Annotated in this window: 9 protein-coding genes and 3 pseudogenes; 8 read left to right on the plus strand and 4 right to left on the minus strand. The window is 59.5% G+C overall.

The features are described from left to right. Window positions 1-33 precede the first annotated feature (33 nt). Complete coding sequence (locus KZH41_RS19630) at window positions 34-654, minus strand: TetR/AcrR family transcriptional regulator (protein WP_094953585.1); 621 nt, start codon at window positions 652-654, stop codon at window positions 34-36. A 143-nt stretch (window positions 655-797) separates the two neighbouring features. On the opposite strand from KZH41_RS19630, the gene KZH41_RS19635 reads away from it, so the two are divergent. From KZH41_RS19635 to KZH41_RS19655, 5 genes and pseudogenes are all read left to right on the plus strand, one after another. Beyond that, window positions 798-1,241, plus strand: a complete 444-nt coding sequence (locus KZH41_RS19635) for a GNAT family N-acetyltransferase (RefSeq protein ID WP_094953586.1) — start codon at window positions 798-800, stop codon at window positions 1,239-1,241. An 18-nt stretch (window positions 1,242-1,259) separates the two neighbouring features. Continuing rightward, the gene (gene copC / locus KZH41_RS19640; RefSeq protein WP_263273542.1) at window positions 1,260-1,625 is read left to right on the plus strand and encodes a copper homeostasis periplasmic binding protein CopC; all 366 of its coding nucleotides are present in this window, start codon (window positions 1,260-1,262) and stop codon (window positions 1,623-1,625) included. Between the two features lie 3 nt (window positions 1,626-1,628). After that, window positions 1,629-2,486, plus strand: a complete 858-nt coding sequence (copD, locus tag KZH41_RS19645; protein ID WP_263273543.1) for a copper homeostasis membrane protein CopD — start codon at window positions 1,629-1,631, stop codon at window positions 2,484-2,486. 443 nt (window positions 2,487-2,929) lie between these two features. Next, window positions 2,930-4,298 (plus strand): annotated as a pseudogene (locus KZH41_RS19650) (IS3 family transposase). 971 nt (window positions 4,299-5,269) lie between these two features. Next, a pseudogene (locus KZH41_RS19655) lies at window positions 5,270-6,404 on the plus strand (OprD family porin). A gap of 102 nt (window positions 6,405-6,506) precedes the next feature. On the opposite strand, the pseudogene KZH41_RS19660 reads toward KZH41_RS19655, so the two are convergent. Then, window positions 6,507-7,876 (minus strand): annotated as a pseudogene (locus KZH41_RS19660) (IS3 family transposase). A gap of 182 nt (window positions 7,877-8,058) precedes the next feature. Between KZH41_RS19660 and KZH41_RS19665 the strand changes: the two are divergent. The 3 genes from KZH41_RS19665 to KZH41_RS19675 are packed head-to-tail and all read left to right on the plus strand — an operon-like array spanning window position 8,059 to window position 10,660. Next, window positions 8,059-8,883, plus strand: coding sequence for an NAD-dependent epimerase/dehydratase family protein (locus KZH41_RS19665; RefSeq protein ID WP_242150813.1), 825 nt, complete (start codon window positions 8,059-8,061; stop codon window positions 8,881-8,883). A 30-nt stretch (window positions 8,884-8,913) separates the two neighbouring features. After that, entirely contained in the window at window positions 8,914-9,789 is an 876-nt protein-coding gene (locus KZH41_RS19670; RefSeq protein ID WP_242150817.1) for an SMP-30/gluconolactonase/LRE family protein, read from the plus strand. Between the two features lie 13 nt (window positions 9,790-9,802). Continuing rightward, the gene (locus KZH41_RS19675) at window positions 9,803-10,660 is read left to right on the plus strand and encodes an aldose 1-epimerase (protein ID WP_094951352.1); all 858 of its coding nucleotides are present in this window, start codon (window positions 9,803-9,805) and stop codon (window positions 10,658-10,660) included. 74 nt (window positions 10,661-10,734) lie between these two features. Here the strand turns inward: KZH41_RS19675 and KZH41_RS19680 are convergent, their stop codons facing one another. Beyond that, window positions 10,735-11,889 (minus strand): HlyD family secretion protein, encoded by a 1,155-nt coding sequence (locus KZH41_RS19680; protein ID WP_263273544.1) that lies wholly within the window; start codon window positions 11,887-11,889, stop codon window positions 10,735-10,737. After that, on the minus strand, window positions 11,886-13,532 hold the full coding sequence (locus tag KZH41_RS19685; protein WP_242150819.1) for an MFS transporter: 1,647 nt from the start codon (window positions 13,530-13,532) through the stop codon (window positions 11,886-11,888). Before KZH41_RS19685 ends, KZH41_RS19680 begins: the two co-directional genes overlap by 4 nt. Window positions 13,533-13,575 lie beyond the last annotated feature (43 nt).

Here is a 13,575-nt window from a genome sequence, read left to right on the forward strand (position 1 = left end):
GCCTGCGATGGGGCCCTAAGCCTCACCACACCTTTAAGGCTCCAACCCAATCCCACGCAAAATCACTGCGGTCACCGTCTGAATCGCCTTCTCGAACTGCATGTCCGACAACGGCTGGTGATCATTCAAAATCATCACCTGATGATCAAAGTCCGCATAGTGCTGGGTCGACGCCCAGATCATGTACAGCAGGCTCGACGGTTCCACCGGCAGGATGCGTTTATCTTCCACCCATTGGCGAATTTTCGCTTCCTTCATCTTGGCCCAGTCGTACAGGCTTTCATCCAGCGCCTCACCGAGTGTCGGCGCGCCGTGGATGATTTCGTTGGCCCAGACTTTCGAGCCATACGGCCGCGTACGCGAGCGCTGCATCTTGGCGCGGATGTAGCTGCTGAGCACCACCCGTGGGTCATCGAAGGTTTCAAAGCTCAGGGCATCCTGCTTCCACAGCTCCAGCAAGTCGAACAGCACCGCGCTGTACAGCTCACTTTTGGTGGTGAAGTAGTAATGCAGGTTGGAGCGCGGCAGTTGCACTTCTTCAGCAATATCGGCCATGGCGGTGCTGCCGTAGCCCTTCTCGGCGAAGATTTTCTCCGCCGCCAGCAGGATTTTTTCGACGTTGACCCGACGAATTCCGATCTTGTGATTGCCCATAAGGGCTCCCTGACAACAACTTGGGTTAAAGACTACCATCCGCTCTAGATCGCGGCGACAGCCCATAGTGAAACTTCTTACGCGAAGCTTTCCCCTGCAAAACGGATTGGTTAGGATCGCGGTCCCCTTGAAGGATCATTGCCATGACTATTCGACTGCGTGTGGCCGCCGACGACCCAGTGCTGGGAGCACTGTGGGAGCGCTCGGTACGGGCCACCCATGACTTCCTCCCCGAGGATGACATTCAACGTTTGCTGCCCGTGGTGCGCGACGCCTACCTGCCGATGCCGGCCCTCGACGTTTGGGTCTATGAAGACCAGAACGGTATCGCCGGGTTTATCGGCACTGGCGGGCACAACGTGGAAATGTTGTTTATCGACCCCGACCGCCGTGGCCAGGGCGTCGGCCGCCAATTGCTCGACCACGCCCGCGCGCGCCACGACACGCTGACGGTGGACGTCAACGAACAAAACCCGCAGGCCGTGGGTTTCTACCTGCACTATGGTTTTATCCAGGTCGCGCGTTCGCCGCTGGATGGCGAAGGCAGACCCTTTCCCTTGCTGCACATGGCTTTACCGACTCTCTAAACCTGAAGGTATTGAACAATGTTGATCAAGAAAACCCTGACCACCGTCGCCCTGCTCGCCTCCTTGCTGGGTACTTCGGCCGCCTTTGCCCATGCCCACTTGAAAAGCGAAACGCCCGCCGCCGACAGCACTGTCGCCGCGCCCGCCGACCTGCGCCTGACCTTCAGCGAAGGCGTCGAAGCGACCTTCACCAAGGTGTCCCTGAGCAAGGACGGCACCGAAATCGCGATCAAAGGCCTGGAAACCCCAGACGCCGACAAGAAAACCCTGGTAGTCACGCCGGCCGCGCCACTGGCCGCCGGCAACTACAAAGTGGTGTGGAATGCGGTGTCAGTCGACACTCACAAGAGCAACGGTGAATACAGCTTCAAGGTCGGCCAATAACCCATGGCGACCCTGCTGGTGCTGTGCCGCTTCCTGCATTTCATCGTCGTGTTGTTGATGTTCGGGGCCTGTGTGTTCAGGCCCTGGCTGTTGGGCGCTGAACCGCACCCCGCGCTGGACCGGCAACTGCACCGCATCACCCGCATGCTGGCCTGGTTGGGGCTGATCTCCGGCGTGGCCTGGCTGTTATTGATTACCGCCAGCATGGCCGGCAGTTGGGAGGCGGCCTTGCAACCGGCGACCGTAAAGTTGGTGCTGGGCAAAACCTTCTTTGGCCAGGTGTGGGTCTGGCATCTGTTGCTGAACCTGTTGCTGGTGATCGTGCTGATCAAACCCTGGCCCGCGCTGCGCCTGCCATTGATCGCCTTGCTGCTGGCGACATTGGCACCCGTCGGCCACGGCGCCATGCTCAATGGGTTGAGCGGGCAGTTGCTGATCCTCAACCAGGTGGTGCACTTGGTGTGCGTCGGCGCCTGGCTCGGTGGGTTGCTGTTGCTGGTGTTGATCCTCAGGCAGCCTGAGCGTTTCGCATTGGAGCCGATCCTCCGGCGCTTCAGCGGCGTGGGTTATGGCTTGGTCGCGGGGTTGCTGGTGACTGGCTTGATCAACGTGCGCGTGCTGACCGGGCAACTGTGGCCCACGCCCTTGTTCAACGGCTTTGCCCTGATTCTGTTGATCAAAGTGCTGCTGGTGCTGGGCATGTTGGCGCTGGCGTTGCTGAACCGGCTACGTATTGAACGATGCGAAGAGCGCCGGGGCAGTTTGAAGGCCAGTGTGATGCTGGAGTGGGTATTGGGTGTTTGCGCGGTCGCCGCCGTTTCGCTGCTTGGCACACTTGCGCCGATGGTCATGGCCAACTAAAAATCTCTGTTGAAATGCAATCCATGGGGGAGCTGGCTTGCCTGCGATGGCCATGGGTATCTGCGCAACTTTTTGTGTTGCGCTAGGGTTTTTAGGTAGATATGAGTACATATCCGTTGCTGCGGTAACGGCGGCTATTGGTTCCGCCCTTACGGCGGGTCACTTTTGGAAAAGAGCCCCAAAAGTAACCAAAGGGCTCTTGCCCCACCACTCGGTGCCTCGCCTAGGCTCGGCATGCCCTCACTCCGGCTTGAATCCGTGGGCCGCCGCCATGGGCCATCCTTGGCCCATCGCGGCTAACCCGGCGTCCTGCCGGGTTACCCACGGATTCAAGCCTGCGTTCGGCCATCGTGGTTAACGGGGCGCCTCAGATCAAGATCAAGATCAAAAGCAAGTGAAGTGCGCCCAGAAGTTGGACACCCGTCCAACTCCTGAGGCTTTTCATGAGCAAATACACGACGCAGTTCAAGCTTTCCGCCATTACCACTTTCCTTGAGCAGGGCCGAGGCTTTCGCCGCATAGCCGCTCAATTTCAAATGGATCCCACCTTGCTTCGTCGTTGGGTGGAGGCTTACCGATTACATGGCGAAGCCTGTCTAAGCAGAACCGGCGAACGCTACAGTCCCTTGTTCAAGTTTTCAGTGCTGCAACGCATGTGGCGCGACTCCTTATCCTTGCGCCGCGCAGCGGCGCTCTTCAACCTGGGTAACTCAAGCCAGGTGGGCAGATGGCAACAGCAGTATTACAGTGGCGGTATTGAAGCCCTGGAGTCAGGGAAAAAGGATCGATTACCGCTATGCCCAAGCCGCCTTCTAAACCGCGTAAAACTACCACCCCACTCACCGACGCACAGCTTGCACACAAGGCATTACTCGATGAACTGCAGTATTTGCGCATGGAGAACGCCTACCTAAAAAGCTTGGAGAGTTGGGCGAGGCGGTGATGAGGCGAGAGAGAGAAGCGAAGAAAAAGCCCGATTAGTCACTGAGCTCAAACAAGCTTTCCCCTTGAGTGATTTGCTCAAGCTGGTAGGTCTTGCGCGAAGTACGTACTACTACCAACTCAAGGCGATGGGCGTTGCGGACCGGTTTATCTCGATCAAAGCCTCTATCCAGACGATCCAAGACGAGAATGAGGGCCGCCTTGGTTACCGTCGGATGACTTTAGAGCTACGTAAGCAAACGCCGTTGATCAACGGTAAAACGGTACGACGGCTGATGGGAGAGTTAGGCCTGAAATGCACAGTGCGACCGAAAAATACAAATCGTATAAAGGGCCAATGGGAGAGGTATCGCCCAATATCCTGGCTCGTCAGTTCGAAGCTGAGCAACCAAATCAGAAATGGGTGACCGATGTCACCGAGTTCAAAGTGGCCGGCAAAAGCTGTATCTGTCCCCAGTACTGGACTTGTACAACGGAGAGATTGGGCCTATAAGACCGCCGTCCGCCCCCAATACGCCTTGGTAGGCGACATGCTGGAGCTGGCCCTGAGCGCGCTTGCCGAAGGCGCCAAACCCATGCTGCACTCGGATCAGGGCTGGCACTATCGACACTCAAAGTATCGGGAAAAACTGGAAAAGCTGGGTTGGAACAGAGCATGTCTCGCAAAGGGAACTGCTATGACAACGCCACAATGGAAAGCTTTTCGGTACCCTGAAGTCGGAGTTTTACTATCGGGAAAGCTTCGACAGCGTTGCTCAGCTGCAGGCCGGGCTGGATAAGTACATCCATTACTACAACCATAAGCGAATCAAAACGAAGCTTGGCGGACTGAGCCCTGTGGCTTACAGAACCCGGTCCGCGGTAGCCTAACCATTAGCTGTCCAACTTTTGGGGCGCACTTCAGTCAGCCAGCTCATGTGTAACTGACCCACCGCCTTCGCGAGCAAGCCCGCTCCCACAATTTTGACCGAGTTCGACTGCCAGCACCGCAGTGCTCTGCTTTTCTGTGGGAGCTGGCTTGCCTGCGATGCAAGCACCTCGGTGTGTCAGGCATAACCAGCCGATGCCATCGCAGGCAAGCCAGCTCCCACATTAGATTGAGTTCAGTTTCAGAGATCAGGTCGGCTGTCAGGCCGCCTCGGCTTCGCTTTTGATCTAACCACTCAGGTCGGCTACTAGGCCGCCGTGCTCTTGCTTTTGATCTTGATCTTGATCTTGATCTTAGGCGCCCCGTTAAACCACGCTGGCCGAACGCAGGCTTTGGAGCGGGGGTAAACCGGCAGGACGCCGGTTTAGCCGCGATGGGCCAAGGATGGCCCATGGCGGCGGCCCCGCCCAAAGCCGGAGTGAGGGCACACCGAGCCTAAGCGAGGTGCCGAGTGGTGGGGCAAGAGCCCTTTGGTTACTTTTGGGCTCTTTTCCAAAAGTGACCCGCTGTAAGAGCGGAACCATACGCAGCCGTTACCCAAATAACGGATATGTACCCCGCGCCCCCGCGACAACCAAAGAATTCAACCCATAAAAATGTGTAGATACCTATGGCTATCGCAGGCAAGCCAGTTCCCACATTGACCGTGCCCACTTTTGATCGAAACGCCCGCTGTCGTCGTACAACTTCCGCTTGACACCCCAAGAAAACCCCGTAAACACCCCCAAAATGTTGTACGACAACGCATAACAAATAATAAAACAACAAAAGCACAAGGGAGCTTCACTGTGAGTCAATTCGCCCGCAATTCCTCCTCGCGTATCGGCCTTCTCGGTCTCGGCAGCCTGGCGTTCCCCTTCCCCTCAGCGCCCATGCCGATGGTTTTCTCGAAGACGCCAAGGCCACGCTGAACCTGCGTAACGCCTACTTCAACCGCAACTTCACCAACCCCACTTACCCGCAAGCCAAGGCCGAAGAGTGGACGCAGAACTTCATCCTCGATGCCAAATCCGGCTTCACCCAAGGCACCGTGGGTTTTGGGCTTGATGTGCTGGGCCTGTATTCGCAAAAGCTCGACGGCGGCAAAGGCACGGGGGCACTCAGTTGCTGCCGATCCACAGCGATGGCCGCCCCGCCGACAATTTCGGGCGCCTGGGCGTGGCCCTGAAAAACCAAACTGTCGAAGACCGAACTGAAGGTCGGCGAGTGGATGCCGGTGTTGCCGATCCTGCGCTCCGACGACGGCCGCTCGCTGCCCCAGACCTTTCGTGGCGGCCAGGTCACCTCCAATGAAATCGCCGGCCTGACCCTCTACGGCGGGCAGTTTCGCGGTAACAGCCCCCGTAACGACGCGAGCATGCAAGCCATGTTCATGAACGGCAAAGCCGCGTTCACCTCCGACCGTTTCAACTTCGGCGGCGGCGAATACAGCTTCAATGACAAGCGCACCCAGGTCGGCGTGTGGTACGCCGAGTTGGCGGATATCTACCAGCAGCAGTATTTCAACCTGACCCACAGCCAGCCGGTGGGCGACTGGACCCTGGGCGCCAACCTCGGTTACTTCAACGGCAAGGAAGACGGCAGCGCCCTGGCCGGTGAGCTCGACAACAAGACCCTCTCTGCCCTGCTCTCGGCCCGCTACAACGGCAACACCTTCTACGTCGGCGCAGAAACTCAGCGGCGACAGCTTGTGGATGCGCGTCAACGGCACCAGCGGCGGCACCTTTGCCAACGACAGCTACAACGCCAGCTACGATAACGCCAAGGAAAAATCCTGGCAGGTGCGCCATGACTTCAACTTCGTGGTGCTCGGCATCCCGGGGCTGACCCTGATGAACCGCTATATCAGCGGCAGTAATGTGCACACCGGGGCGATTACCGACGGCAAGGAATGGGGCCGCGAATCAGAACTGGCCTACACCGTACAGAGTGGCGCGCTGAAGGATTTGAATGTGCGCTGGAGGCATTCGACGATGCGTCGGGACTTCAGCAACAATGAGTTTGATGAGAATCGGATCTTCGTCAGTTATCCAATTTCCTTGCTCTGACTCGGTCAATGTGGGAGCGGGCTTGCTCGCGAAGGCGGTGTATCAGACCCAGATAAGCCGACTGACCCGTGAAGTGCGCCCCAAAAGTTGGACAGCTAATGGTTAGGCTACCGCGGACCGGGTTCTGTAAGCCACAGGGCTCAGTCCGCCAAGCTTCGTTTTGATTCGCTTATGGTTGTAGTAATGGATGTACTTATCCAGCCCGGCCTGCAGCTGAGCAACGCTGTCGAAGCTTTCCCGATAGTAAAACTCCGACTTCAGGGTACCGAAAAAGCTTTCCATTGTGGCGTTGTCATAGCAGTTCCCTTTGCGAGACATGCTCTGTTCCAACCCAGCTTTTTCCAGTTTTTCCCGATACTTTGAGTGTCGATAGTGCCAGCCCTGATCCGAGTGCAGCATGGGTTTGGCGCCTTCGGGCAAGCGCTCAAGGGCCAGCTCCAGCATGTCGCCTACCAAGGCGTATTGGGGCGGACGGCGGTCTTATAGGCCACAATCTCTCCGTTGTACAAGTCCAGTACTGGGGACAGATACAGCTTTTGCCGGCCACTTTGAACTCGGTGACATCGGTCACCCATTTCTGATTTGGTTGCTCAGCTTCGAACTGACGAGCCAGGATATTGGGCGATACCTCTCCCATTGGCCCTTTATACGATTTGTATTTTTCGGTCGCACTGTGCATTTCAGGCCTAACTCTCCCATCAGCCGTCGTACCGTTTTACCGTTGATCAACGGCGTTTGCTTACGTAGCTCTAAAGTCATCCGACGGTAACCAAGGCGGCCCTCATTCTCGTCTTGGATCGTCTGGATAGAGGCTTTGATCGAGATAAACCGGTCCGCAACGCCCATCGCCTTGAGTTGGTAGTAGTACGTACTTCGCGCAAGACCTACCAGCTTGAGCAAATCACTCAAGGGGAAAGCTTGTTTGAGCTCAGTGACTAATCGGGCTTTTTCTTCGCTTCTCTCTCTCGCCTCATCACCGCCTCGCCCAACTCTCCAAGCTTTTTAGGTAGGCGTTCTCCATGCGCAAATACTGCAGTTCATCGAGTAATGCCTTGTGTGCAAGCTGTGCGTCGGTGAGTGGGGTGGTAGTTTTACGCGGTTTAGAAGGCGGCTTGGGCATAGCGGTAATCGATCCTTTTTCCCCTGACTCCAGGGCTTCAATACCGCCACTGTAATACTGCTGTTGCCATCTGCCCACCTGGCTTGAGTTACCCAGGTTGAAGAGCGCCGCTGCGGCGCAAGGATAAGGAGTCGCGCCACATGCGTTGCAGCACTGAAAACTTGAACAAGGGACTGTAGCGTTCGCCGGTTCTGCTTAGACAGGCTTCGCCATGTAATCGGTAAGCCTCCACCCAACGACGAAGCAAGGTGGGATCCATTTGAAATTGAGCGGCTATGCGGCGAAAGCCTCGGCCCTGCTCAAGGAAAGTGGTAATGGCGGAAAGCTTGAACTGCGTCGTGTATTTGCTCATGAAAAGCCTCAGGAGTTGGACGGGTGTCCAACTTCTGGGGCGCACTTCACCGCCGCCTTCGCGAGCAAGCCCGCTCCCACATTTTGATCTTCACTCGTCAGGAAGAGCGTTGACAAGCCAGGGACTCCCTAACGATACTTCCGCCAAGTCATACGACAACCTACAACAACAATGGAACCCTCATGACCACCTCCCCAACCACGCCTGTTCCATTCAACCGCCTGTTGCTCACCGGTGCCGCCGGCGGCCTGGGCAAAGTCTTGCGCGAACGCCTGCGCCCTTACGCTCAGGTGCTGCGCCTGTCGGACATCGCCAACATGGCCCCGGCTGCCGATGCTTCCGAAGAAATACAACCTTGCGATCTCGCCGATAAACACGCCGTGCACCACCTGGTGGAAGGCGTTGACGCCATCCTGCACTTTGGCGGCGTTTCGGTGGAGCGTTCCTTTGAAGAAGTGCTCGGCGCCAACATCTGCGGCATTTTCCATCTCTACGAAGCCGCGCGCCGCCACGGCGTGAAACGCGTGATTTTCGCCAGTTCCAACCATGTGATCGGCTTCCATAAACAGGGTGAAAAGCTTGACGCCCACTCGCCGCGCCGCCCGGACAGCTACTACGGCCTGTCCAAGTCCTACGGCGAAGACATGGCGAGTTTCTACTTCGACCGCTACGGCATCGAGACCGTGAGCATCCGCATCGGCTCCTCATTCCCCGAGCCGCAGAACCGCCGCATGATGCACACCTGGCTGAGCTTCGACGACCTCACCCAGCTGCTCGAACGCGCGCTGTACACGCCGAATGTCGGCCATACCGTGGTCTATGGCATGTCGGACAACCTCGACACCTGGTGGGACAATCGCTACGCCGCGCACCTGGGTTTTGCGCCCAAGGACAGCTCCGAGGTGTTCCGCGCCCAGGTCGAAACCCTGCCACCAGTCGCCGCCGATGACCCGGCCAAGGTCTATCAGGGCGGCGCATTCTGCGCGGCGGGGCCGTTCGGTGACTGAGCACACAGCAACCCAAGGGAATGAGTGACCATGACGACTGAATTGATCGTCGACGCCCGTAATGCCGTGGGCGAATGCCCGGTGTGGGTGCCCGAGGAAAACGCGCTGTATTGGGTGGATATTCCCAACGGCGGCCTGCAACGCTGGAGCGCCGCCAGCGGGCACGTCGCCGCGTGGAAAGCCCCGCAGATGCTCGCCTGTATTGCCCGCACCACGGCGGGCAACTGGGTCGCCGGAATGGAAACCGGCTTTTTCCAACTCACCCCGCACCACGACGGCAGCCTCGACACCACGCCTCTGGCCAGTGTTGAGCACCCACGCGCGGACATGCGTTTGAACGACGGCCGCTGTGATCGCCAGGGCCGTTTCTGGGCCGGCAGCATGGTGCTGAACATGGGCTTGAATGCGGCCGAGGGCACGCTGTACCGCTACGCATCGGGCGCGGCGCCGCATGCCCAGCTGGACGGGTTCATCACCCTTAATGGCCTGGCCTTCAGTCCCGACGGCCGCACGATGTATGCCTCGGATTCACACCCGTTGGTGCAACAGATCTGGGCCTTCGATTACGACATCGAGACCGGCACCCCGTCCAACCGCCGAGTGTTCGTCGATATGCATCCACTCCCCGGCCGCCCCGACGGCGCAGCAGTCGACGCCGATGGCTGTTACTGGATCTGCGCCAACGACGCCGGGCTGATTCACCGTTTTACCCCCGACGGTCGCCTGGACCGCTCCCTCAGCGTGCCGGTAAAAAAGCCCAGCATGTGCGCCTTCGGCGGCAGTCGCCTGGACACGCTGTTCGTCACCTCGATCCGTGATGACAAGAGTGACCAGTCGCTGGCAGGCGGCGTGTTCGCCCTCAACCCTGGCGTCCAAGGGCTGCCCGAACCCCACTTCATCCTCTAGCCGCGGTGCTGTGGTGATTGAACTCAAAGACACCCTGACCCACCTCACCCTGGCCCCGGCCGTAGGTGGCAGCATCGTCAACTGGGCGGTGCGCGCCACCGGGCAGCCACTGCTGCGGCACAGTGATGAGCAGGCGATGAACACCGGCTTGCCGGGCAAGCTGGGCTGTTACCCGCTGGTGCCGTGGTCCAACCGCATAGCCCAAGGCGGTTTCGATAACCCTCACGGCTGGCTGGCGCTGGCGCCGAACAGCCTCACAGATCCGTTGCCGATTCATGGTTCAGCCTGGCAGCAGGCGTGGCAGGTGGTTAGCCAGACGGCGCACGAAGTGGTGCTGGAGGTGGTCTGCGACACGCCGTTCGCCTACCGCGCCGAGCAGCGTTTTCGGTTGCACGACGGTGAGCTGAGCATCGCATTACGCGTGACGCATCTGGCCGAAACGGCGGCGTGGCATGGCCTGGGGTTGCATCCCTATTTGCCGCGTCGAGCGGGTACGCGCTTACAGGCCAAGGCTGCGCAGGTGTGGATGAGTGATGCGGCCAAGTTGCCGACGGGATTGGCGCCGGTGCCGCAGGCTTGGGACTTTCAGGTCTTGAAAAACCTGCCCGAAGGGTTGGTGGACAATGGGTTCTGCCAGTGGGATGGGCATTGCCGGATCGAGCAGCCGGAGTTGGGCTATGCGCTGGAATGCCAGGCCACAGGTGCCGATTATTTCCTGCTGTACTGCCCGCCGGGGTTGGGGTTCTTTTGTGTTGAGCCGGTGAGTCATCCGGTGAATGCGCATCACCTGCCCGGCAGGCCGGGTCTCAAACTGCTGGAACAAAACCAGTCAACCCACCTGGATTTCACTCTGAAATACCGTCCGTTGTAGGGGCAGGCTTTTGTGGCGAGGGAGCGTGCTCCCTTGCCACAGAGAGCATTCCCACTTTTGTGATCTGTGTTGTGTCAGGGCGCAGTGTTTTTGAGGCGCCCGGCGGTGTCGATACTGACTACCACCGACAACCCCGGCCGCAACCGCTCAATCTCAGCTTGATCCGGGTCCACCGTAATCCGCACCGGCACCCTCTGGGCGATCTTCACAAAGTTGCCGGTGGCGTTGTCCGCCTGCAACAGGCTGAACTCCGAGCCGGTCGCCGGGGAGATATGCTGCACCGTGCCGTGAAACGTGCGGTGATTCAGCGCATCCACCGTGAAGGTCACCGGTTGGCCGACCTGCACATTGTCCATCTGGGTTTCTTTCATATTGGCGATCACCCACAGCTGCGGCGGCACCAGCGCCATCAACTGCGCGCCGGAGTTGACGTAGGCCCCCAGGCGCACACCGATCTGCCCCAGTTGGCCGTCACGCGGCGCGATGATGCGCGTATTGGACAGGTCGATTCGTGCCAGCTCCACCGCCGCATCGGCACTCGCCACAGCGGCTTCCAATGAACCGCGATTGACGATCACCGTTTGCAGGTCCTGGCGGGCAATTTCGAGGTTGGCCTGGGCCTGGGCCACGGCGGCGATGGTCTGTGCATTGGCAGCGCGGGTCACGTCCAGCTCACGCTTGGACACCGAGCCATCGCTGATCAGCTCTTCGTTACGGCGCAGGTCGGCGGTGCTTTTGCGCGCCTGGGCCTGGCTGTCGACCAGCGCGGCCTGACGCAGTTTGATGGTGGCTTCGGCGCTGTTGCGTTGCTGCACCACATTGGCCAGCGCAGCCTTCTGCACCGCCAGTTGCGCCAGCGCCTGGTCGAGGCGCTGCTTGTAGATACGGTCATCCAGGCGCACCAGCAGGTCGCCGGCCTTGACGAACTGGAAGTCCTGCACCGGCACTTCGTGCACGTAGCCGGCGAGTTGCGGGCCGATAATCGTCACTTGGCCGCGCACCAGCGCGTTCTCGGTGGTTTCCACCGCGCTGCTGAACGGCGGCAATTGCCAGGCATACAGCACGATCAGCACGCCGACGATAGCAATCGCGGCAAAGCCCAGGGACGAGATGATGCGCACCCGCAGCGAGCGCGGCTCGGTGACCGAGGCACCCGGCGGCGTGGTGCCTTCCGGGGTCGAGGCGATGGCGTTGGTAGTAGTCGTTGTACGGGTAGTCGGTTCGGTCATGAAGTAACGCCGCTGGGTTGAACGGGAGGGGCTGCTGCCTTGGTAGTACTCATCAGCCACAGGCTGCGGGTGAAGATCCAGAGCATGGTGAGGATCGCGATAATCGCAATCAGCATGAACACATCGTTGTAGGCCATCACATTCGCCTCACGCGTGGCCGCCGTGGCCAGGCTGCGAATGCCCATCAGGTTGCGCAGTTCAGGGTCGGCGATCACGCCGCCATACGCCGAACCGCCGCTCTGCACGCGCGCGGCCACACGCGGGTCAAGCAAGGTCAGGTGCTCGACGATCATGCTGGAGTGGTACTTCTCGCGCACGATCTGGAAGGTGCCCAGCAAGGCCGCGCCAATCAGGCCGCCGAGGTTCTGGCAGATACCGAACATCACCGAGAAACTCACCAGGTTGCGCGGGTTGGTCAACACGTTTTTCGTGCCCAGCACCATGGTCGGCCCCAGAAAGAAGGTGCCGCCAAAGCCTAGCAGGAACTGGCTGATGTACAGGTTTTCCGGGCGGGTCAGGTTGCTGGAGAAACTGTCCATCACCGAGCCGGTGGCCATCAACGCCAGGGAGATGATCAGCGGCATCAGCAGGTGCGCCGGGTTGATCGTCAGCGCACTCACCACCAGCCCGGCAATCGCCCCGGCCAGCATCACCACGTACAGCGTGTGCATCTGCTGGTAGCTCATGTTCAACATCTGCATGAACCCCACAGCGCCGGTGGACTGCTCTGACAGCACCATACGAATCAGCACCACCGCCAGCGCCAGGCGAATCATCACCCCGCTGCCCAGCCAACGCGTCATCAGCAATGGGTTGGCACGGTTATGCTCGATGGCCAGGCCGGCCATGATCAACACCAGGGAACAGGCCGAGGCCACGCCGATCCACGGCGCTTCCAGCCACCAGTCGATGCGCCCCAGGGACAGCACTGCGCACAACAGCGCCACGCCGGTGGCGAGGATGCCAAAGGTGAGGAAGTCGAGTTTTTCAAAGGTCTTGAAGCGATCGCCCGGCGGCAATTTGAGCAGGAATACGCAGCCCAGGCAGATCAGCGCCAGGCCCAGCTCGAACAGGTACAGCCCGCGCCATTCGGCAATTTGCAGCAAGTCTTCAGAGAACAACCGCGCCAGCGGCAGCGCCAACTGCGCAGTGCCAAGGCCCAGCACCAGGGCTTTCAAGCGCCACTTGGCTGGGAACGCCTGGATCATGTAGTACAAGCCCAGCGAACTCAGCGCCGCACCCACCATGCCGTGGGCCGCCCGTACCGCGATGGCCGAACTGAGGTCGTTGACGAACAAGTGGCCGAAGGTCACCAGCGCATACAACACCAGGAACACTTCGGTAAACGCGCGCAGGCCGAACTGCTGGCGAAACTTCACCAGCAGCAGGTTCATGCACACGTTGGTCATTACATAGGCGGCGGGCAGCCAGGCCATCTCGGCGGTGGTCGCGCCCAAGGCGCCTTGCAGGTATTGCAGGTTGGCGATTACCAGCGCGTTGCCGAGCCCACCGGTGATTGCCACCAGCACGCCGACCAGCGCGAACAGCCAGCGCTTGTGCGTGGGGTGCAGCGGCGTCGACGGCGAGCCGGGCAGGCTCGGGCGCTCGTGGGGCTGCCAGGTGTGGGGAGTGTATTTATCCATTCGATGACCTTGATGAGCCGACGTGCAAGGTCGGTGAAGCCGT

It is taken from the genome of Pseudomonas sp. YeP6b (assembly GCF_025642995.1).
Lineage (GTDB): Bacteria > Pseudomonadota > Gammaproteobacteria > Pseudomonadales > Pseudomonadaceae > Aquipseudomonas.